General features: G+C 48.2%; 20 protein-coding genes. 14 read left to right on the top strand and 6 right to left on the bottom strand.

Going from position 1 to position 22,071, the window contains the following annotated elements; translation table 11 throughout:
* Positions 1-2: 2 nt before the first annotated feature.
* Positions 3-1,958 (bottom strand): acetoacetate--CoA ligase, encoded by a 1,956-nt coding sequence (locus tag GVJ32_RS03165; protein WP_159238565.1) that lies wholly within the window; start codon positions 1,956-1,958, stop codon positions 3-5.
* A gap of 489 nt (positions 1,959-2,447) precedes the next feature.
* On the opposite strand from GVJ32_RS03165, the gene GVJ32_RS03160 reads away from it, so the two are divergent.
* Positions 2,448-2,954 carry a MarR family winged helix-turn-helix transcriptional regulator gene (locus GVJ32_RS03160; protein WP_159238564.1) on the top strand — a complete coding sequence of 169 codons (507 nt, stop codon included), beginning with the start codon at positions 2,448-2,450 and terminating at the stop codon, positions 2,952-2,954.
* A 77-nt stretch (positions 2,955-3,031) separates the two neighbouring features.
* Here the strand turns inward: GVJ32_RS03160 and GVJ32_RS03155 are convergent, their stop codons facing one another.
* Genes GVJ32_RS03155 through GVJ32_RS03140 form a run of 4 tightly spaced genes read right to left on the bottom strand, consistent with a single transcriptional unit; the run spans position 3,032 to position 7,364 of the window.
* A complete protein-coding gene (locus GVJ32_RS03155; RefSeq protein ID WP_159238563.1) occupies positions 3,032-4,600 on the bottom strand; it encodes a long-chain-fatty-acid--CoA ligase in 1,569 nt (522 codons plus the stop codon).
* Between the two features lie 20 nt (positions 4,601-4,620).
* Complete coding sequence (locus GVJ32_RS03150; RefSeq protein WP_159238562.1) at positions 4,621-5,409, bottom strand: enoyl-CoA hydratase/isomerase family protein; 789 nt, start codon at positions 5,407-5,409, stop codon at positions 4,621-4,623.
* A 30-nt stretch (positions 5,410-5,439) separates the two neighbouring features.
* The gene (locus tag GVJ32_RS03145; RefSeq protein ID WP_159238561.1) at positions 5,440-6,321 is read right to left on the bottom strand and encodes an SDR family oxidoreductase; all 882 of its coding nucleotides are present in this window, start codon (positions 6,319-6,321) and stop codon (positions 5,440-5,442) included.
* A 29-nt stretch (positions 6,322-6,350) separates the two neighbouring features.
* Positions 6,351-7,364: an NADP-dependent oxidoreductase gene (locus GVJ32_RS03140; protein ID WP_159238560.1), complete on the bottom strand. Its 1,014-nt coding sequence runs from the start codon at positions 7,362-7,364 to the stop codon at positions 6,351-6,353.
* 355 nt (positions 7,365-7,719) lie between these two features.
* Between GVJ32_RS03140 and GVJ32_RS03135 the strand changes: the two genes are divergently transcribed.
* The 6 genes from GVJ32_RS03135 to GVJ32_RS03110 all read left to right on the top strand — a co-directional run bounded on the left by GVJ32_RS03135 (position 7,720) and on the right by GVJ32_RS03110 (position 16,893).
* The gene (locus GVJ32_RS03135) at positions 7,720-8,787 is read left to right on the top strand and encodes a 2Fe-2S iron-sulfur cluster-binding protein (RefSeq protein ID WP_159238559.1); all 1,068 of its coding nucleotides are present in this window, start codon (positions 7,720-7,722) and stop codon (positions 8,785-8,787) included.
* 100 nt (positions 8,788-8,887) lie between these two features.
* Positions 8,888-10,357 (top strand): aldehyde dehydrogenase family protein, encoded by a 1,470-nt coding sequence (locus tag GVJ32_RS03130; RefSeq protein ID WP_200841314.1) that lies wholly within the window; start codon positions 8,888-8,890, stop codon positions 10,355-10,357.
* Positions 10,358-10,471: 114 nt separating this feature from the next.
* Complete coding sequence (locus GVJ32_RS03125) at positions 10,472-11,575, top strand: NAD(P)-dependent alcohol dehydrogenase (protein ID WP_159238558.1); 1,104 nt, start codon at positions 10,472-10,474, stop codon at positions 11,573-11,575.
* A gap of 188 nt (positions 11,576-11,763) precedes the next feature.
* Positions 11,764-12,516 (top strand): helix-turn-helix transcriptional regulator, encoded by a 753-nt coding sequence (locus tag GVJ32_RS03120; protein ID WP_159238557.1) that lies wholly within the window; start codon positions 11,764-11,766, stop codon positions 12,514-12,516.
* 524 nt (positions 12,517-13,040) lie between these two features.
* Entirely contained in the window at positions 13,041-15,557 is a 2,517-nt protein-coding gene (secD, locus tag GVJ32_RS03115; protein WP_159238556.1) for a protein translocase subunit SecD, read from the top strand.
* A 364-nt stretch (positions 15,558-15,921) separates the two neighbouring features.
* Positions 15,922-16,893, top strand: a complete 972-nt coding sequence (locus GVJ32_RS03110) for a calcium/sodium antiporter (protein WP_159238555.1) — start codon at positions 15,922-15,924, stop codon at positions 16,891-16,893.
* 1,208 nt (positions 16,894-18,101) lie between these two features.
* On the opposite strand, the gene GVJ32_RS18385 is transcribed toward GVJ32_RS03110, so the two are convergent.
* Positions 18,102-18,230, bottom strand: coding sequence for a hypothetical protein (locus GVJ32_RS18385; protein ID WP_286187507.1), 129 nt, complete (start codon positions 18,228-18,230; stop codon positions 18,102-18,104).
* A gap of 52 nt (positions 18,231-18,282) precedes the next feature.
* On the opposite strand from GVJ32_RS18385, the gene GVJ32_RS03105 reads away from it, so the two are divergent.
* The 7 genes from GVJ32_RS03105 (at position 18,283) to GVJ32_RS18280 (ending at position 21,897) form a co-directional block, all read left to right on the top strand.
* On the top strand, positions 18,283-18,747 hold the full coding sequence (locus tag GVJ32_RS03105) for a hypothetical protein (protein ID WP_062383255.1): 465 nt from the start codon (positions 18,283-18,285) through the stop codon (positions 18,745-18,747).
* A gap of 89 nt (positions 18,748-18,836) precedes the next feature.
* On the top strand, positions 18,837-19,430 hold the full coding sequence (locus GVJ32_RS03100) for a class I SAM-dependent methyltransferase (RefSeq protein WP_159238554.1): 594 nt from the start codon (positions 18,837-18,839) through the stop codon (positions 19,428-19,430).
* A 201-nt stretch (positions 19,431-19,631) separates the two neighbouring features.
* Positions 19,632-20,285 (top strand): cold-shock protein, encoded by a 654-nt coding sequence (locus GVJ32_RS03095; RefSeq protein ID WP_159238553.1) that lies wholly within the window; start codon positions 19,632-19,634, stop codon positions 20,283-20,285.
* Between the two features lie 223 nt (positions 20,286-20,508).
* Complete coding sequence (locus GVJ32_RS03090) at positions 20,509-20,715, top strand: AbrB/MazE/SpoVT family DNA-binding domain-containing protein (protein ID WP_103685330.1); 207 nt, start codon at positions 20,509-20,511, stop codon at positions 20,713-20,715.
* Positions 20,712-21,092 (top strand): type II toxin-antitoxin system VapC family toxin, encoded by a 381-nt coding sequence (locus tag GVJ32_RS03085; RefSeq protein WP_159238552.1) that lies wholly within the window; start codon positions 20,712-20,714, stop codon positions 21,090-21,092. Before GVJ32_RS03090 ends, GVJ32_RS03085 begins: the two co-directional genes overlap by 4 nt.
* Before the next feature lie 182 nt (positions 21,093-21,274).
* On the top strand, positions 21,275-21,718 hold the full coding sequence (locus tag GVJ32_RS03080; RefSeq protein ID WP_235035019.1) for a thiamine biosynthesis protein ThiC: 444 nt from the start codon (positions 21,275-21,277) through the stop codon (positions 21,716-21,718).
* The gene (locus tag GVJ32_RS18280) at positions 21,706-21,897 is read left to right on the top strand and encodes a hypothetical protein (RefSeq protein ID WP_235035018.1); all 192 of its coding nucleotides are present in this window, start codon (positions 21,706-21,708) and stop codon (positions 21,895-21,897) included. The genes GVJ32_RS03080 and GVJ32_RS18280 overlap by 13 nt, the downstream gene beginning before the upstream one ends.
* Positions 21,898-22,071 lie beyond the last annotated feature (174 nt).

Here is a 22,071-nt window from a genome sequence, read left to right as displayed (position 1 = left end):
AATTATTTGGCTAGCTCAGGTCTATTGCGGAAGTTATCTAGAGACTCTGGGTTTGCTAGTGCATGTACCTGCGATGGCTCGCGGCCATTGATAAGTGCAGATACGGCGGTTTCAGCATTTTTGCCGCTGCGTGTTTTGGGTATATCGTTTACGGCAATGATAAATTTCGGCACGTGACGCGGTGAGGCATTTTCGCGAAGTAGCTGGCGTATTTCAGCGCATAATTCGTCGCTCAGGTTTTGACCTTCGGCTAAGACCACGAATAATACAACGCGCACGTCATTGTCGTATTGCTGCCCTGCGACCACGCAATTTTCAATACTCTCAATTTTTTGAACTTGGCGATAAATTTCTGCGGTGCCAATGCGGACGCCGCCGGGGTTAAGAACTGAATCTGAGCGGCCATGAATAACAAAGCCGCCATTAATAGTTTCTTCTGCAAAGTCGCCGTGGGTCCATACATCTGGGAAGCCGTCAAAGTAAGACTTGGTAAAGCGCTTATTGCCAGGGTCGTTGGCGAAGCGTACTGGCATGCTGGGAGCAGGCGCGCAGCAGACCAGTTCGCCGCGTTCACCAATAACCTGCTTACCGTCTTCATTAAAAATTTGCACATCCATACCTAGGGCTGGGCCTTGCATTTCGCCAGCGTAAACCGATTGCCATTTATTGCCCAGCATAAAACACGAGACGATATCTGTACCACCAGAGCCGGTAGTGAGGTGTACTTTTGGTGAAATGTGCTCGTATACGTATTCAAAGCCTTCAGGGGAGAGCACCGAACCACCAGCAAAAATTAATTTTAAATCTTTGAGTGGTACCTGAGCTTTCACATCTATTTGCTTTTGTCCGCAGCGTTCAATAAACGCGCTGGGTAAACCTAGGGTGTTGACGCGTAGCTGCTCGGATAGACGGAAAATAGACAGCTCATCCGGCGCGATGACTGAGCCATCATAAAGAATAACGGTAGCACCACTTGCCAATGCGGTAATGCTCCAGTTCCACATCATCCAGCCAAGCGTCGACGGGAAGATAACCCGCTGCTGGGCGCTGATGTCACAGTGCAGTTGGTGCTCTTTGGTAAGTTGGATCAGTGTGCCGCCATGACCGTGCACAATGCACTTGGGTGCGCCGGTGGTGCCGGATGTGAACAGTACAAATAGCGGGTGGTGAAAGGGCAGTCTAACAAAGTCAGGTTGCTGGGTGTTGTCGGCTGGCAGGGCATCTTCTAGAGTTATGCCAGCACTGTCTTCGGGCCAGCCACCGCCGATTTTTACGAAACGTTTTAGGCTTGGTAAGTCAGCGGCTATTTTGCTGATGTTGTTTGCAACATTGTAAGTTTTGCCGTTAAAGCGATATTCCGCGACTGAGTATAAAACACTGGGCTGAACCTGCCCGAGGCGGTCTAAGGCGGCGGCAATACCAAAATCAGGAGAGACTGACGCCCAGCTGGCGCCAATGCTGGCAGCGGCGAGCATGATGGCAACGGCTTCGCCAATATTGGGTAAAACGCCGGCGACGCAATCGCCGGCACTGACGCCTAGTTCGCGCAGCGCGCGTTGGTGTTGGGACACTCGGCAGCGCAATTCTGAAAAGCTCCAGTGGCGGCCTTCGCCTTCTTCGCCGGCTTCAATCAATGCGGTCCAGTGGCCGGGCCAACGCAACATGTTTTCTGCATAGTTGAGATTTAACTGAGGGAACCAGCGGGCAAATGGCGCTTGATCGGTAGTGATTCGGGCTGGATTGATATCGCCGTCATACACTAGGCCAAATGCAGTGAGGCATTCGGTCCAGAAGGCGTCTGGATTTTGAATAGACCATTGGTGTAGTGCGCGGAAGTCTGATTTAAAGCTAATGTTATGTGTAGATTCTAAGCCTTTGGCAAAGGTGCTCAAGTTCGCGAGTTCAATGTCTTCTTTGGATGGTGACCAAAGTGCTTGGGCGGAGGCGGCAGTCGTCATAAATTGGATCCTAATATGGTCTTGCTATGCTTAGATATTAAGCATATTGTAAGCTAGCTATCTAAGTTCGTCCATAGGCAGGCCCTCGCCGGTGTTAATGGCGCTAATCAAAGCTTAGATTTCCAAACGTTATATGACCTAGCGTATCGTTTGCTTTATTACTAATATTGTGCAAGCATAAGCTAATACTGATGCTTCCGGGTTGCGGCTATTGAATATAAAATTTTACTTAATTGTGGTTGCTTCTCTAAAATTACTTACTTCCAGGTGAGTGTATCTTTGGCCGCTTTATAGCGGCCTTTTTTTTAATTTCGATAGGTGTCTCTGCGTTAGTAGGTGGCTTCTAGCGCGGCAGGTAGTGGCGATAATGGTTGCCTGCCGTATTGTAATATTACAGATTCATTAATCTTATTTGTGCTATGTCTATATAGTGTATGATTAGCATAGTTATAGTTAATATTTTGATATATACACGATATGAGGTCGGTGATGGCTGCAAAAGGGAAGTCGCTAGGGTATGACGCTGCACTATCAAATGACTTTCTCGAGTCTGAGGAAGATTTGGTTTTGCGTTTGGGATTTATTATTCATGACGCCGCTCGGCTTCGTCGTATCGTCATTGACGATTTATTTAAACCCTTAAAGGTTACTCGGTCACAGGCGTGGGCAATGGCTTATCTGTCGCGTCGTGATGGTGTGCCCCAGTCTGATCTGGCTGATGAGATGGGTTTGGGTAAGGTTACTTTGGGTGGCTTGATTGACCGCTTACAAGATGTGGGTATGGTTGAGCGTCGTGCAGATGCAAATGATCGCCGGATTAAGCGCATACATCTTACGCCAGAAGGGCGCCGTGTTATTAAAGAAATGCGTGTGCTAACGGTTCAGGCGAACGAAGATATGCTACAAGGTATATCGGTAGATGAAGTTCGTGGCTGCGTTGAGATGTTAAGAAAGTTGAATAAAAATTTAGACAAGATGAAGGGTAAGATTGGTTAGCCTTTCTGTTCTAAGTAGTAAGAAAAATGCCCGCAACTCTTAGAGTTGGCGGGCATTTTTTTTGCCTACATGTTTACTTACACGGAACGTTCTTGGCCTTCCCAGTAGGGTGCGCGAAGATCTTTTTTAGAGACTTTGCCGGCACCAGTGCGAGGGAAGTCGCTGACAAACTCAATACTCTTTGGACATTTGTAGCCGGCTAGGCTGGCTTTACAATGTGCAATTAGTTCTGCATCAGTGGTGGATTGCCCAGGCTTTAACATGATGAATGCTTTTACTTCCTCACCCCATTTTTCGCTGGGTACACCAATGATGGCTGCAGCAGCAACGGCGCCGTGCAGCGATAAGCAGTTTTCGACTTCCGAGCAATAGATATTTTCGCCACCGCTGACGATCATGTCTTTAGCTCGGTCGATCAAATAAAAATAGCCGTTATCATCGTAGTAGCCAACGTCGCCGGTTTTATACCAGCCATTTTCGTACACGTCCTTCCATGCTTCGGGCTTATTCCAATAGCCTTTAGTGATGGATGGCGCGCGAATCACCATTTCTCCAGGAGCATTGGCGGGCAGTGAATTACCTTCGGCATCGATAATTTTCATATCAATTAACGGAAGCGGCTTACCGCAGGACGTTAAAATACTATCATTGTCTAAATCGTGGTCGTCTGGTCGTAGCAGGGTGATGGCACCGCCAGACTCGGTCGCGCCGTAAAACTGCATGAATTTGCAGGGAATGGCTTCGATTGCACGCTTGAGTAGCCCTTTGGAAATGGGGGAACCTGCATACAGAATCTCGCGTATTCCACTGAAGTCAGTGGTCGCGGCACTAGGGTGGTCCAGCAGGAACTGGATCATTACCGGCGCCAAGCCCATTAGTGTTGGTTTGTGGGTATTTATAAGTGTCAGAACTTTTTCGGGGTCAAATTGCGGCGCTATTAAGACGCAGGCGCCGTTGTACATGGCCTGCATGGACAGCCCGAGTCCGAGAAGGTGAAAGCTGGGGACGCAAAATAGGTAGCGATCAGTTTCTCCCCAAGTGTAGGCAGGCTCAAAATGCTCACACAGGCGCATATTCATTATGCCGGCGTGAGTTAGTTCTACGCCTTTGGGTGCACCGGTGGTGCCGGAAGTGTAAATCTGCCACGCCGTGCTGTCACCTTCACAAACATAGTTTGGATCAGTGCTTTCAAAATTTGATGCCCATTGCCAAAATGGATTATTGGCCTTTTTGGCAGGATCAATGTAAATCGTTTTGATAGCTTGCGGGAGCTTGCTTTGAACTTCGTCCCAGGTGTCTTTGTAAATTAGGTCTACTAGGGCTATTTTGGGCGCGCTATCTTCAACGATGGCGGCAATTTCTGCTACGCATAAACGCCAGTTAAGCGGAATAAAAGCTGCGCCAATTTTTGCAGATGCGTAGATTGTTAAAAAGTAATCGTCTGCATTGCCTGCAAAATAAAGCACACGATCCTTTGCGTCGACGTTCTCTGCACGGAAGCCATTAGCCATGCGGTTTGAGAGTTCGTCAATGTCTGCCCAGCTCAGCGTGTGATCGCAAAATATGGTGCCGGGTTTGTCGCTATAATTCTTAGCGTTGTAACGAACGATATCCGCAACGTTTTTAATCTCGGGATAGGGCCACATGATATTTGGTCTCTTGTTATTTAGTTGTAATTAAAAATGGGTTTTTGCTTTTTCGCAACAGAGTTGACGGCATTCCAAGTATCGTCGCGTCGGGTGCAGTCAGCGAGGGCGCGGGCTTCCTGCTCGAGCTGTGCCTCTAGAGTGTTTTCTTGGCTGGAGTGGAATAAGTTTTTAATTTTCCCATATGTATAGGTTGGGCCTTGTGCCAGTTCTTCTGCCAGTGCAAGTGCTTGTTCGGCGAGTTGCGCGCTTGGAATGATCTCGCTAGCTAGGCCGTATTCTAGGCATTGTTCCGCAGACCATTTTTGATTTCTAAGATAAAAATCGAAGGCTTTGCGTTGGCCCACGCGGCGCGGCATAAAATATGAGGAGCCGCTGTCGCAAGAAAAGCCGATACCGCTAAATGCGGCGTAAACGCTCGCCTTTTCGCTTAGCAGAGCATAATCTGCTGCGGCAACGAGTGCGACTGCACCGCCAGCAGCAAGCGTGTCGCATGCCAGTATTACCGGTGCATCACCACGAGCTAGGCGCGATACACCCGAGTGGAGGTCGCTGGTGGCAGACTTAATAAATCTTGGTAATCCATCGCGATTACCAAGAAAGGTTTTGAGATCGCCGCCAACACTGAAATACGGTCCATTTGAGTTAATGAGTACGGCGCGAACTTCGGGGTTCTCGTCGCACTCGTTAGCAATTTCTTTAAACTCTCGGCAGAACCTTGCGTCAAACGGATTGCCGCGGTCTGGCTGATTTAAGGTGATGTGCCCGACGTTATTGCGAATCTCAAATAAAAAGGATTCCAGTTCCATTATTTTTTTCTCCAAATAAAGGTGTGTAGCTTAACCAACGCTACGCTGAGATTTTTCTTTTTCAGCGGAGGACTTAATTGAATCGCGAACAGACGACCAATCTTCGTCGGACCAGCTGCCTAAGCTTGCGAAGGTGCTCGGTGCGGCAAGATGGTGGCCGCCGTCGATACCAATGGTTTGACCGGTGATGTAGTCACAGCCGTCAGCTTGTAAGAAGGTCATCAGGTTGGCGAGTTCTTGCATTTCGCCGTAGCGGCCCATCGGTACAGTGCTTGCGTCAGTGGCGCCGGTTGATGTGCCGGTGGGGTTGAGTTTGTCCCATGCGCCTTCGGTTGGGAATGGGCCGGGTGCAACGGCGTTAACGCGAATGCCGTAGCGTCCCCATTCAACAGCGAGTGATTTAGTCATTGAGTCTATGGCGGTTTTGGCCATGGCTGACGGTACGACATAGGCTGAGCCGGTCCACACCCAGGTTACCAAGTTGCTAACGATAGAGCCTTTAATGCCTTCTTTTATCCAGCGCTTACCGATAGCGAGCACGGTGTAAAACGCGCCGTCCATAACGGTAGAGCGAATGGCTTGATAACCGCGTGGCGATAGATCTTTAGTGGGGGAAATAAAGTTAGCGGCGGCATTATTGATCAGGCCGGTTAGGGGGCCTTCTTCCCAAATAGAGGCAACCATTGCTTCAATCGCGTCGGGGTCGCGAATGTCAGTTACGCGGTATTGAATTTTGCCTGAGCCAATTTTTGAAAGCTCAGCGACGGTCTCTTGTAATACAGATTCTCGGCGACCACAGATATAGACTTCTGCGCCGTAGCTTAAAAGGCCTTTCGCGATTTCTTTGCCGAGGCCGGTGCCGCCGCCAGTGATGAGTACGCGTTTGCTAGCTAGTGTTGAGTCTTTAAACATGATGTTATCTCTCTGTGTTGACGATGATATTAGTCAGCTAATTTAATCAGGCGTTTGCCAAGGTTGTCGCCACGATACAGCGCGGCAATTGAATCTGGGGCTTCTTCGATGCCGTGTTTAATTTCTTCTCTGTAGTGTAGTCGACCTTCGAGTATCCACTCGCTAAGTTGACTGACACCTTCGTGATAGCGGTCGGCGTAATCAAAAATAACGAAACCTTCCATGCGCGCACGCTTGACGAGCATGTGGCGTTCGACGCGTGGGCCGTGTGGGATCGGGTCCCATTGAGATATAGATGCGGTGCCGCAAATAACGACACGTGCGCGTTGATTGAGCAGTGTTAATGCGGCATCGCTAATGCGGCCGGAGGTGTTGTCAAAATACACGTCTACGCCGTCAGTGCAGGCGCTGGCGAGATCTTCGGCAAAGCTAGGCGAGTTGTAATTGACGGCCTTGTCGTAGCCAAACTCATTAATGCAAAGCTCAACCTTTTCGGGGCTACTGGTAATGCCAATGGTTTTGCAGCCCTTAATTTTGGCAATTTGCGCAACACAGGAGCCTACCGAGCCGGCTGCGGTGGACACCAGTACGGTGTCGCCAGCCTTGGGTAGGCCAACCTCAAGTAATGCAAAGTAAGCCGCCAAACCGTTAATGCCCAAAATGCCGAGTGCGGTAGACATGGGTAATTTGCTGGTGTCGATAACGCGGTCTATACCGGATGCAGGTATGGTGGCATAGTCTTGCCAACCAAACATACCCAACACATGCTGGCCGACTTTATAGGCAGGGTCTTTAGATTCGACGATTTCGCCAACCGCAAGCGAGCGCATGACAGTATTGATGCCGACGGGCTCTGAATAGTTGCCGGCGTCACAGATCCAGCCCCGCATGGCTGGCTCTACTGAAAGGTAGCGATTGCGTATAAGCACTTCGCCATCTTGCGGCGCAACGACAGGACTGGTGGCTATGGTGAAATTCTCAGCCTGAGGTATACCCTTAGGGCGTGAGTTTAATAAAACCTGCGAGTTGATCAGTTGGCTCATACTGGGTCCTAGGTTGCGCGTATTACAAGGGCTTAGCATTGATAAGGAATGCTGTGGCGCTGAATTGTAATGCCCGAATTGTCTTGGTTTGAATTTTATACGCTAGCTTATAGTATGCATAAATATATGTTGGCTGGCAACTCGCCAAAGTGCATTTTGACGGGGCGTTACGACATACCGCTACTTTATTAAGAAGGGTAATTTCGCTGCAGGGTGGCTGTGTTGGACTATATTGAATTTACGTCAGTTCGTGTTGACATAAAAAGTACGCTTACTTATATTAACCCTATAAACCTAATTATTAATGAGCAGATCAGTAGTGGCTTATTTTTGCGCTGATGGTCAGGAGTAAGGTGTGGCACTTTTTGATTTTCTAAAACCCTCCCCTAGGACGGTCACAATATTACCGGCAGGCGTGAGCTTCGAGGTAAAGCCTGGCCAATCAGTGCTAGAAGCGGGGCTTTCCCATGGCTATGCCATGCCGCACAGCTGCACGGTTGGGACCTGCGGTAGCTGCAAGTGCAAGTTGGCCGAAGGTAAAATCAAAGAATTAACTGATTTTGCGTATGTTTTGGAAGCCGATGAATTGCAGAGCGGCATTATATTAACGTGTCAAAGTGCACTGAAAAGCGATGTCACCCTCAATATTCCAAATTTCGAGTTAAAGCAGCTGCACCCGCCGGAAGATTATGACGGCAAGATCATTAAGACTGAAAATCTCACCCACGACACTAAGAAAGTGACCATTTTGCTGGATAGGCCAATTTGGTTTGATGCGGGTCAATATGTGCAATTAGAGGTCGATGAAGGCCTTGCCGCACGCTCTTATTCTTTCGCCTTGCCACCAGCTGAAGACGGTTGCCGAGAAATTGAGCTATTTATTCGACAAGTGCCAGGCGGTGAGTTTACGGGCATGTTGTTTGACGGGAAGCTCGACAGTAAGAACGTGAAAGTCCATGGGCCCTCGGGTAACTTCTGGTTGCGCGATGGCAAGGCCCCCATTATTTGTGTGGGTGGTGGTAGTGGTTTGGCGCCTATTGTAAGTTTACTCGAACAGGCGGCTAAATCGCCCTTGGGTCGCCCGTGCATTATGCTGTTTGGGGCTCGTACCCAAGAAGACTTGTACTGTTTAGAGCGTATTGAGGAAATTGCCGCTAAATGGGACGGCGCGTTTACGTTTGTGCCGGTACTGTCAAATGAGCCAGAGGACAGCGGCTGGACCGGCCACACTGGGTTTGTGAACATGGCTATCGAGCAAGTTGCCGCTCAGTATTTGTCTAATGAAACGCAAGTTTACTTGTGTGGGCCGCCGCCAATGATCGATGCCGTGACAGACACGGTATTAAAGCTGGGTATTACCCCAGAGAATATTCATGCTGATAAGTTTTTGGATGCAAGCCACGGTCTTTCGCGACAAAACTAAAGTTGGGTGCGGCTTGGCGCTGATCGCTTAATACTGGTAAGCACTCAGCCTAAGCTATTTACAGTTTTAATAACTCATTAAATAAGAACAGGAACGGATTATGAATACTATTGAAGATGCAGTGATTCCTTCAGGCAAAATGCTGATTGGTTCAGACTGGAAGTTTGCGCAAAGTGGTCAAACCCTAGAAGTAATTAACCCAGCGACGGGGCGTTCCTTTACTAATATTGCTGCCGGTGGTGCAGAAGAAGTTGATGCTGCTGTCAAAGCGGCACGCGCGGCCTTTGAATCTCCGGGCTGGGCCAAAATGCGTCCTATTGATCGCAGCAAATTATTAGAACGCGTTGCTCAAACCATCGAAGATCACGCTGAAGAGCTGGCGCTATTAGAGAGCTTAGACAACGGCAAGCCCAAGCATTTAGCAATGATGGTAGATATTCCTTCTTCTGTTGAAGTGTTCCGTTACATGGCAGGCTGGTGTACTAAAATTTACGGTAAAACCCTGCCGGTATCTGGCGATGGTCGCCAATATCATGCCTACACATTGCGTCAGCCCATTGGTGTCGTCGGCGCGATTGTGCCGTGGAACTACCCTTTAGCAATGGCATCTTGGAAAATCGCCTCTGCATTGGCAGCGGGTTGCACCATGGTGTTAAAGCCATCTGAAGTGACCTCCTTGACCGCATTGCGTCTGGGCGAACTGATGTTAGAAGCCGGTGTACCACCGGGCGTGCTCAACATCGTTACCGGTAATGGCCAAGAAGCGGGCGAGGCGCTGATTACTCATCCCGGTGTCGACAAAATTGCCTTCACTGGCTCTACGCCGGTTGGTAAACACATTATGCGCACTGCGGCGAATGATATGCGTCGAGTAAGTTTAGAGCTCGGCGGTAAGTCACCAACCATCATCATGCCAGATGCCGATCTAGAGCGTGCTATTCCCGATGCGGCAATGGCGATCTTCTTTAACTCTGGGCAAACCTGCTTTGCTGGTTCACGTCTACTGTGCCATGAATCTATTTATGACACGGTCATTGCAGGGATTGCAGAAGTTGCTAAGGCGCTGCCTATCGGTCACGGCCAAGATCCAACTACCATGATTGGCCCCGTTATCAATCAAAAGCAGCAAGAGCGTATCCAAAGCTACATCGATATCGGCCAACAAGAGGGCGCAGAGGCAATCTCAGCTGGCAGAACCTTGCCTAGCGAAGGTTACTTTATCGAGCCAACTATTTTGTCGAATGCGACGTCTGAATCGCGCGTATTCAATGAAGAGATTTTTGGACCCGTATTGGCAGCGACTAAATTTAAAGACATGGACGAAGCTATTTCATTGGCGAATAAAACGCGTTTTGGTCTGGGGGCTAATATCTACAGCAAAGACATGAATACCTGCCATAAAATGGCAGCGGGCATTCATGCTGGCACTATCTGGTTGAATACCTACTTTGTTGTCGACGCTGCTATGCCGTTTGGTGGCTTTAAAGAATCAGGTGTTGGTCGCGAAGTGGGTGACGAAGGTGTATTGATGTACACCGAATCAAAATCTGTTTGCGCATTGTTAGACTAGGTTTTAAAACCCCTCTAAGTGTTACTTCCTGCGGCGCAAGCTCTGCAGGAAGTAAATAATAAAATCCTGCGCGGAATGCCGAGCATTTAACGCAAATATTATCAGGACAAAAATATGAAAATTACTGCTGCCGTGACCCGTGAATCTGGCGCTGATTTTGCAATTGAAGAGATTGAATTAGAAGATCCCCGTGATAACGAAGTCTTAGTTCGCATTGTCGGCGTAGGTGTATGTCATACCGATATTGCTGCGCGAGACCAAGAGCTGCCAACGCAGTTGCCCGCCGTACTTGGCCATGAAGGCTCTGGTGTGGTCGAAAAAGTCGGCAGCAAAGTGACGTCGGTAAAGCCGGGTGACCACGTTGTATTGTCCTACACGTATTGTGAGCAGTGTAAGCCCTGCGGTCATCAACACATCAATTATTGCCAAAGCTTTGCACCGCTGAATATGGTCGGGATGCGTGCTGACGGCAGTAGTGCATTAAGCAAAGATGGTGAGCGGGTTTCTGGTCACTTTTTTGGGCAGTCTTCTTTTGCAAACTACGCGATTGCTTACGAAAATAATGTCGTTAAAGTTCGCAACGACGCGCCGCTTGAGCTGCTTGGGCCCTTGGGCTGCGGTATTCAAACCGGTGCGGGCACCATGATGCGCTCATTTGCCTGCGAAGCGGGTTCCGCTGTGGCTGTTATTGGTGGCGGTGCAGTGGGTTTGAGTGCCGTACTTGGTGCGGTAGTACAAGGTTGTAATCCGATTGTAGTCATTGAGCCACACGCGAATCGTCGTGAATTAGCGCTGTCGCTAGGTGCAACTCACGTTATCGATCCAATGAATGGCGAAGACGTAACGGAAAAGCTGCGTGAAATAAGCCCGAATGGCATTGATTACGCCTTGGATACCACTGCGCTGCAGTCTGCGATCACCGCCGTATATAATGCGATGGCGGCGGCGGGCACTATTGGTCTGGTCGGCGTACCAAAACCAGATAAACCAAATTTAGAGTTTGGTGTTTTGAATATGCTGCTGTGTGGTGTACAAATTAAAGGAATTTGTGAAGGTGATGCGATCCCGTCTGAATTCATTCCGGTCATGGTTGATCTGTTTATGGAAGGTAAATTCCCCTTCGATAAACTATGCCAAACCTTCGATTTTAACGACATCAATGCGGCCGTATCAGCACAGCACAGCGGTAGCTGCATTAAGGCGGTATTGAAGATTTAATAGTCTTGTAGAGTCGCGACAAGGAATTCGCGATTGGGCGCTATGGAGTGTTTACTGCATAGCGCCTTTTTTGTTTAAGTACATATAAATATAAGAAGGTTTTCAGATTCATTCTCGCGATTATTCACCAGCACAATAAATAAAGTATGTGCGTGTATTACCGGTGGTGAGTGCGTTCAGGAGGTGACATGGAGCTAGGTTCAGAGGTTAGTGGATTAGCATCAGAGGTCTTAGCACGGTCAAAGGTGAGTAATCTTTGTGTATTTTTGTATGACACCAATCCCGCTCAGCGTGCGGTTAGTTTTTTGTATAACCACGGTATGTCAAAGCGCGTGCACAGCGAGTACAGCAGTCATTTGTGGTCTTATGATCCTTTTCTGCGCAACATCAATGATTGTGACGATGAGAACTCTGGCTCAAGGGCGAGAATCTTGGAGCGTCGGGAGTTAGAGGTCTCTGACCAGCAGCGACGCTGTGAGCCTTACTGGCAGTATATGGATTTAATTGGCTATCAAGAGATTGTTGCAGCCACCCATTGTATTGCGCCTGGCCTGCATATGATTGCCGGAGTAATGCGCCAGAGCTGTGTTCGCGGGGTACATATCACGGCAAATCAAGTATCTGCAGACCTCGAAGATTTACTCCAGCAGTCTTCAAATGATTACATTGGCCAGTTAGTGCGACGTCAAATGCATATTGATCAGGCCGTCGTCGCAGTGCAGTCAAAAGCACATGATCCAGCATTTTCAGATGGCATGCTTACCGCCAGAGAGCGTCAGGTTGTGGATGGAGTTCGTAGTGGGCACGGTAATAAACAAATAGCGGCGGCGCTGGAGCTGTCTGAATACACCATAGAAAATCACTTAAAGCGTATTTATCGTAAGTTTCGTGTTCACAGCCGCACCTCATTGTTAGCTATTCTTGACTCACCGCGAATGTAAAATTTAAGACTCGGTAATTTATCGCTAGAAACTGCGCTTGATTAAAGAATGATTCGCCCCAATAATCCGCTAACTCTAGATACTGTATTTAGGCATCATGTTTAGCCCACCTATTAAGATAAAATTGCACAAGCACTCGGCTTCTTCCCTGCGTGCTTGGCTATTTGCATTTATCGGTATGTTAGCCGCAGGGGTTAATTTACAGGCAGGTGAGTTAGATACAGACAAGAGTTTTAATAGGGCCGATTCGGCTCAAGTCTTCGTTTTTTCAAGTGTTAGTGGTTCGGCTCTGGTACTTGAACGTGATGAGAGTGATCAGCGCCTCTATACCCCATTATCGAACGGCTTCCTCAATCTCAAACTTAATTGGCGCTTTGTTGGCCTAGTAAAATCAGCAGGTAGTTGGGCTCCCGCACTACAAACGCTAGTTCATCTGCGACCACGGCTGCGCGCACCCCCGTTTAAATAATCCTCCTCAATTTTTGTACTTCGATTTTTATTTCATTAATTTGAAAGGATTATTTATGCAGTTCTTTAATACACGGGTGGTGGTTTATCTACTGCTCATACTGCTTGGTTTGGGCAGCGCGGCCCCAAACTTTTTAAATACCAAGGCGCAGCAAAACTTACCGGCGTGGTTTACGCACAACACCTTAAAACTGGGTTTAGATTTGCAGGGCGGCTCACACCTGCTTATGAGCGCTGATACCACCCCACTCATTAACGGCGCGGTAGAGCGCGCTGCCGAGCAGCTATTGGCCCAGCTGCGAGAGAACAAGATCGCCTATGCAAAGCCACAGACCGACGGCACACATTGGCAGCTAAGCTTGCGCAATGCTGCAAACTTAGAAAAAGCCAAGGCACTGGCCACTGAGCATAATAGGACCCCTGCCGGCGTGCGAATGTTTAAAGTCGCGGGGCAAGAAAGCACCCTGAGCATCACGCTGACGGAAGAATATATTGCGCAAATCAGAAAAGACGCCCTAGACCGCAGCCTAGAAGTGGTTCGACGGCGGCTCAATGAAACCGGTTTGGTTGAACCTAGTATTAGCCGGCAAGGAGATGATGGCGTACTGATTCAAATGCCCGGTGTTAGTGACCCTAGCTATATTCGGCAACTGCTGGGCACGACGGCACAAATGTCATTTCACTGGGTAGCGCGCCCGCAAAGCACAGTGCCAACAATGACCGTGCTAAGCAGTCAAGACCAGCAAGCCTATACCTTAGAAAAACAAGTTGCCATGAAAGGCGAGCATATTAGTGACGCGAGTTTAGGCTTTCATCAAAACACCGGCGAGCCAATAGTCACCTTTGCACTCGACCATGTCGGCGCCAAGCTCTTTGGCGAAATGACCCGCAAAAACATCGGTAGGCCGCTGGCAATTGTTCTCGATAACAAGGTGATTACAGCACCGGTAATACAAGGCGTTATTGGTGGCGGTCGCGGTGAAATAACCGGTAATTTTACATCCAGTGAAGCGAGTGATCTTGCTCTGCTGCTTCGCGCAGGCGCTTTGCCAGCACCCTTGTCAGTTATTGAAGAGCGCACTGTTGGCCCAGACCTTGGCAGCGATGCCATTCAAATGGGTTTGTTTACCGGCGTATTCGGTGCTGCTTTGGTCTTACTATTTATGACAGTCATCTACCGAGGCTGGGGCTTAATTGCCTGCTCGAGCCTGACCATTAATATTGGCCTAATCTTCGGCATATTAAGCCTGCTAAACGCCACGCTTACCCTGCCAGGCATCGCCGGTATTATTCTAACCATCGGCATGGCCGTTGACGCCAATATTCTAATTAACGAGCGCATCCGCGAGGAATCGGCACGTGGCAAGCGCGCAATGGCGGCCGTCAACGCCGGTTTTGATAAAGCCTATGCAACGATTATCGATGCCAACGTCACCACCCTTATCGCGGTGAGCCTGCTATTTATGTTTGGCAATGGCCCTGTTCGTGGTTTTGCGGTGACAATTGCCATTGGCTTAGTCACATCGATGTTTACCTCTATCGCGGTGACACGCCTATTAATTAAATGGTATATCCGCAAGCGGCAAGGAGATGTGCTGTCTTTCTCTGGCTTTGCCATGCTGGACCGGCTTAGCAAGCGCAATACTAACTTCCTAGGCGGGCGATTTATGGGCTTGGCCTTGTCCGCAATATTGTCGCTGGGCTCGGTGGCGCTATTTTTTGGCGCAGGCCTAAATTATGGCGTCGACTTCACCGGCGGAACCTTAGTGAATGTGAAAGCCGAGCATCTCTCTGTGCAGGGTTTACGCAGCAATCTGCTAAGTAATGACCTTGAGCGCGCAACGATTCAAGAATTTGGCGATGCAGGCGAGTTTCTGGTGCGGCTACCCGCTAACAATAGCGATAAGCAGTCAAACGCCAACGAGATAGATGCGCTAAAAGCAGCCATCCTCAGCGAAGATCCTGCGGCGACGTTTCCGCGCGTGGATATGGTTGGCCCTAAAATCAGTGGCGGCTTTGCCGACGCCTCCATACTTGCCGTGCTATTGGCCGCCGCTGGAATGCTAGTGTATTTGTGGATTAGATACGAATCGCATTTCGCCACCGCGGCCATCGCTACCATTGGTTTAGACATCACCAAAACCATTGGCTTTTTTGCCTTAACTGGGCTGGAGTTCAACTTAACCGCCGTCGCGGCGCTACTCGCGCTTATTGGCTATTCCATAAACGACAAAGTGGTTGTATTTGACCGCGTGCGTGAAGGGTTGCGCGCCGATCCTGAGGCGCCGCTGATTCGCGTTCTAAACGACAGTATTTCCTCGACACTAACGCGAACGCTATTTACATCGGCAACCACCTTATTGGCGATATTACCGATGGCCGTGGCAGGCGGCGATGCAGTGTCGAGCTTTGCCAAGCCTATGCTATTCGGCATTATTGTTGGCACCAGCTCGTCAATCTTTATTGCCTCGCCAATCCTATATTTTCTTGGTGTATGGCGAGAGCAAAAAGGCCTTAAACAACTCAGGCCAAGCGCCGCAGAAGTGAGGGAATCCTTAGCGCATATTCCTTAATTACTTTGCATGCCGCGTTGGTAAATTCCGCGCGGCATATTCGCGCTAATTAAAATTTTGAAGCGATAATCGGGCTTGAATAAAGAGACCTTTGCACGATAGTTATTTTGACCTCTGCCGGCGTCAAAATCGTACTCAATCGGTCATTTATGAGTATAAACTCCCTCATTCCGTGCGATTTTTCCTTGCCAAAGAACAAAATTCCGGCTCGTGCAAAGGTCTCATAAAGTTTTTAATTTAGATGGATTTCAACTCAATCTGCATGAGATGCTGCCGGCGCGTCTAAGCAGGCATACTTTAGCTTCCCGCCTGCACAGCCACGCCAATTAACTTAACCGTATTCATTCATAGGTAGTACAAAGACATGACACTTGCACTAATGGCCATTCTTGGTGGATTCGTGCTGTTAATTTGGAGCGCGGACCGCTTTGTTGAAGGCGCCGCCGCGACGGCGAAACATTTGGGCATGCCGAGCTTATTGATTGGCATGGTGGTTGTCGGCTTTGGTACTTCGGCTCCCGAGATGGTGGTTTCGGCAATGGCGTCGTTCGACGGCAACCCAGACCTCGCGCTGGGCAATGCGATTGGGTCAAACATAGTTAATATTGGCCTGATTCTCGGTATTACCGCATTAATATCGCCGATCAGCGTTCACTCAAATATCGTGCGCAAAGAACTGCCACTACTGACACTCATTGGTGGCTTAGTCGGCTTTATATTGTGGGATGGCGCACTCACTCGCTTTGAATCATTTTTGTTGCTAGCGGGGTTTATTGGGCTTGTTAGCTGGACAATATTTGTGGCGCTGCGCACCCGAGGCGACAACTTAGAAACTGAAACGGATGAGTTGCTAATCGCGCAAGCGATGCCGATAAAAAAAGCGCTGTTTTGGCTGGTGATGGGCTTAGTCGCACTGATCATCAGTTCACGTATTTTAGTATGGGGTGCAGTTACCGTAGCTCACGCACTTGGAGTAAGTGATTTAATTATTGGCCTGACCATTGTGGCCTTTGGCACCTCACTCCCCGAGCTAGCGGCGTCGATCATTGCCGTTCGTCGCGGTGAGCACGATATCGCCATTGGCAATGTGGTGGGTTCCAATATGTTCAATCTGCTGGCTGTCATCGGCATTGCTGGTGTAATAAACCCAATGAGTTCATTTCCTGCCGACATTATCAGCCGCGACTGGGCAGCAATGATGCTGATGACGGTTGGCTTATTAGTGATGACCTTCGGTTTACGCGAAGCGACGCAGCTTAATCGACTTAAAGGCGGCATTCTGTTGATTTCATTTGTGATATACAACGCGTGGTTACTAGTCACGGTCATGAGCTAGCTAAGGTTGAGTCACTCATAAATTGGTCAAGCATTTGAATCATATATTGGTCAAAATGATGACTATAGGTCTTGTGTTGTCGTTTCCGGCGAGCGCATTACCTTGAGCTTGACCACCTTTTCATTATTGATATGCGTGAGTGGTCAGGTTAGTGGTCAGTCGCTGAAGTTCTGATCACAATTTAAACCATTCAAGTAAATCGCTTATCCCCATCATCAATACGGCTATCTTGGTGCAAAAGTCAGTGCATAAATATCTCGTATATTCGCTGGCTTCACGCGATAAATCTTCGTGAACAGTAGAGCCATTCCCACTATCTACCTGACGAATTAGTTAACTCATTGAATTTTATAAAAAACGCGATATGATCAAGGGAAAGGAATGTTTGGCAGAAATAAAGGGAAGTAGTCTTAGTTTGACCGGCGCTCGTTAATGGCGATGCCGCCAACTAATTGAATTCCCTATAAATTTTCAATCAACGTTAAAGCCCGTTCCGTGATAAGGGGGCCAAAGTGATATATGGCCTGGTTCGTTATAACAACTGTTAAAGGTCTTTCATGTTTCAGTGTCCACACTGTAAGGCAAAAGGAATAGGAGTTTGGGCCAAGTTTTGGTGCGGCTCTGATATGCCCGCCAGATGTAGTAACTGTGGTGAACTAAGCTATGTTCATTCTAAGTACCGTTTTGGCTTCCAGTCAGCGTGGCCATTCTTAGTTTCGTGGCTGGCCATCGCGCTGTGCGTTTATATATTCTTTGTCAGTAACAATATTTATGTACTGCTGTTGGCGCCAATTTTGTGGCTCTCAGGTCGTTTTGGAGAACTTGCTTCTCTCCCAATGCAGCCAATCACTGAGCAGGAGTCAGTTGTTAACCGTAAGTTTGGAAACTGGTTTATTTTAGGTTTAGCAATTTTAGTGATAGTAGGTATTACAGTTGGCAACCTTTAACAAGCGGCGGTTGTTGCCCCTGCGGGGCTGGGACAGCCAAAAACGCTGCGCTTATTTTGCCTGCCCCAACGCCGAGCGTTATTGGGAATCTAAATGAAGTTCGGTCTAATACTGTTGCTGGCGTGGCCTCTGATAGCACTAGGTAAGCGTTTTGGTATTACTCATTTGCCATGTGGATTAGTTTCTGGATTGCTTGCCAGTTTAATTGTAAATGCAGTTTTCTATTCTCTAGGTGAGCCGGGAACGAGTGTTGTTCTGGCATTAGTATTCTTTACGCCAATCAGCATTTTGGCGGGATTTTTCGTAAGTCGGAGAGTTTATGGCTTGGGCCCCATATTCAAAGACTCCCAATAACAAGGCGGTGTTATCGCCTTCGGCTGGGACTGCCATTCCGCTGGCGCTCCATGTCAGCCCCAAACCGCGGCGTTAGAAGTATTGAGATATGAGTGAAATTGAATTTTTGTGTTTTAATCAAGTGAATCCAGAAGACTTCATGGCAGTCGTCAATGAGGATTCTCTGAGAACACATTTAATCGATCATCCATATTTTGATGCAGCCAGCCTTCAAGAGTGGATGGGAGATAAAATTAAAGTGGATGCGATAGAGGGTTGTCGTATTCGGGCAGTTTATATAGGTGGGGTTTTAGCTGGTTGGTGTGGAATTCAGCCAGATGATAATGGTTTTGAATTAGCTGTTGTTATCTCACAAAAATTCTGGGGTTTTGGCATTCCAATTTTTAAAGTGCTCATGTGTTGGGCTAATGAGTTAGGGCATAAAGAAATACTATTTCATTTACTCGAAAGTAGGCCTGAGTACAAGGCACTAAATAAAATGGCCACTAAAGTTCATAAAACAGAACAATTAGGTCGGTATTTTACAACTTACCATATTCCAGTAGGTAAATAATGAGCGAAAAAACTTCTAACAAGTGCGTGCACGGGATGTCAAAAAGCTGCGCTTTTCGCCACCCGTGACGCAGGCGTTAAGGCTCTCGTATGAAACCTCTCGAACTAGGAAAGAAGTATGACAAGATAGCCCGATGGTGGCATGAACAACATCGAGAATCGTCATATGGAGTAAAGCAACTCGAACGGGCTTTATGCTTTCTTTCCTCAGGCAAAAAAGCTCTAGATGTTGGATGTGGCTCGGGTGGTAGGTTCATCCGAATACTGGAGAGCAAGGGGTTTTTAGTCACTGGCCTTGATGCATCGGAAGAGATGGTTGCCTTGGCAAAAGGCAATCACCCCAAGCATAATTTTCTACATCAAGATATATGTTCATGGGAGCCAGGCGATAAGTACGATTTCGTGTTTGCTTGGGATAGTATTTTTCATTTGCCTCTAGCCATGCACAAGCCCATCGTGGCCAGGTTGTGCGAAGTCTTGGAAAAAGGCGGAGTTCTCATGTACACATTTGGCAATGAATGTGGCGAGCACACGAGCCACTGGCACAATGACACTTTTTACTATAGCTCCGTTGGTATTAACGAAAATTTGCAGTTGCTCATAAACAATGGCTTGTCCGTTCTTCATCTAGAACTAGACCAATATCCGGAAAAGCATGTATACGTCATCGCAACCAAGCCTTAACAAGCGCAGGCAATCGGATCGCCAAAAGCCTGTGGCTTTTGTCTCCCGTTGCTACGGGCGTCAAAGCTAGACCTGTACTAAAGGTAGGAAATTAGTGTGAAAGCATTTCGGGTAACAGCAGAGATTACTGACGAAGGTGCCAAGAAGAATTTTAAAAATATTGAAAGAAAATTATAATTTCTCAATAGGGGAGCGAGTGTTATGCCAAGGGGGCAAGTCAAATCCTTTAGTGCCCAGAAGGGCTATGGTTTTATTGCCGACGGTAACGAATCTTATTTTTTTCATGTCAAAGGTTTACCTAAAGACCTCAATCCTAACGAGGTAAAGCGGGGCGTTATGTTCGGGTTCGATGACGTTCCCGGCCCGAAAGGTATGCAAGCTAAAAAGCTTGTCAAAATTGAACAAGAGACCGTGCTTCAGCCGTGCAATGGCCATATAGTGAGGCGGGAGTCCACCCCTAAGCATGGTGAAATTATCTTAAAGATTTCCGCCAAGAGTCCTTTCTACAAAGATCCACAGGAATGCCGTGATGCGTTAATTAATGGCGCAAAGAAGGCCGGATGCAACGCAGTACTCTCGCTGACGGTTAAGCGGCAAACTTGGTCGAGAGGCAACTACCGACATACTATGCACTGGGCGGATGGTGATCTCTGTTTGGTGGCAGAACCCCAGCCCTGCAAGGCAAGTGACAAGGCGATGTTGACTGCTAAGTTGGAGCAATCAGTTGCTGAAATTGAGAAATCTACAAAAGCCTTAGTTGATAAGTACAACTCCAAACGATTTTGGCAAAAATTCCCGTGGGGATTGATCATTTTCATGTTCATCGTAGTTGGGTTTGTGGTCGTTTCTAGTTGATGAATAAGTTCTTAATTGTGGCTGAATGCATTTCAGGCTTAATCGAAGAGCATGCAGAATTGACGCCCAACAAAACATTGCAGGGACGTTTGACCCGCGCCCATTTTTGCTTTCGCAAAGACAGGTGCCGCCTCAAGCGCCACTGAATTAAGGCGCTATGCATCTTGACCACCCTGATCGATAACGGTATCGTAATACCAAACCCTTATCGATAGGTGCCGCCATGACCTCAGTAACTGTTTCTCCCAAGTATCAGATTGTTATTCCTAAAGAAATTCGTGAATCCATGGGGATTGTGTCTGGGCAAAAGGTCCAAATTACATCGTACCAGGGGCGAATTGAGGTGATTCCTCTCAAGCCGATGAAGGAGATGAGAGGCTTTCTGGAAGGAATTGATACTACGGTTCTTCGGGAAGAAGACCGGGCATGAATGTCGTAGATTCGTCAGCTTGGTTGTCGTATTTTGCCGGCGATGGTAATTCTGCGGTTTTCGCGGAACCCATTGAAAAGCTATCAGAGCTGCTGGTGCCAAGCATCACAATCACTGAGGTTTTTAAGAACGTATTGCGCCAACGAGGAGAAGAAGCTGCGCTGATTGTCACTGCTCATATGGAGCAGGGTAAGGTAGTTCCGCTGGGTTCGGAGCTTGCCAAGGATGCAGCTAAATTTGGCGTTCTCCATAAGTTACCGCTAGCTGATAGTATTATTTTTGCCACTGCTCACAAGTTCTCCGCGGAAATCTGGACTCAAGATGGCGATTTCGAAGGGCTGGCGAATGTCAAATATATTTCCAAGAAACGCACATAACTATCACGGGTATGCGACGCCAAAAAGGCGGCGCGCCAGCTATAGGCGTGACGCGCAATTTGACGAGTTGTACCACCTTCCGTCTGCTAATAAGCTCAAGCGCACTGTGTTGTAGTTGAGTTCAGTTATCACAGCTGCGTTATGAGCAAGTGTCATAAATAGAAATACCAAAGGGTGCAAGCATGGAATTTACTAATAAGCGAACTGTTCAAATCACATCATATTTGCTGTTGGCGTTGGCAGCTACGCAGGTATTTTATACCGTTCTTCACCTCGCTCAGCTTAGCGTTCCACGGCAATTATTATGGGGGCTGGAGGGTTTTCTTTTCACCATTCTAACGGCGTTTGCCGGCGCCGCGATGGTGCAGGCCAAAAACTATCAGGTGGGATGGTCTGCCATTGCGTTCAGTGCGGTACTCAACGTTGTGCAAGTTAGTATTGGTCTTACTATGTTCGGGCCATTTCGTGAAGCGGCGAGTCAACTCGAGGCACTTGGTCCTTTGGCTGGGGGAGTCGTAGCCTTGTCCTTTATGATCTATTACGCAGCAAAGCTCTTGCTAGGCTTTGCTGCACTCATTTTTGGTCTTGCAAAGATGGCTGGGGGGCCAAGGCCTTGGGAGGCTTGACTGCGCTGGTTGGCGTTGTTGCTATGTTCGCCAATGCGATTTTGATTGTGTTTGGGCGCGATGCGTTTCTACCCTCTGGCGTCGCTGGGGGATCGGGGGTTTTCGCGACCTTGCTTTTGGCGGTCTGCTTGATCAGTGTTGTTCGCGAAGATCCAGAGGCGCTCAAGAAGAGTTCGTGACACAAGCGCACACCTTGTTTGAGCAAGGTGTTGAGTTTGGTGACTAGTCATGGTCGCAAGACCACATTAGGCCTATGTGTAAGCTCATTCCTTTGAGCGGGCTGTGCATGCCGCTGTTGCTTAGCTGAAATCAGTCCATTGTTGTTAATTCTCCTGTTGGTATTCTGGACCTAA

The organism is Zhongshania aliphaticivorans, assembly GCF_902705855.1.
GTDB lineage: Bacteria > Pseudomonadota > Gammaproteobacteria > Pseudomonadales > Spongiibacteraceae > Spongiibacter > Spongiibacter aliphaticivorans_B.
The sequence above is the reverse complement of the archived record's forward strand: the minus strand, read 5'-3'. Positions and strand labels throughout refer to the sequence as shown.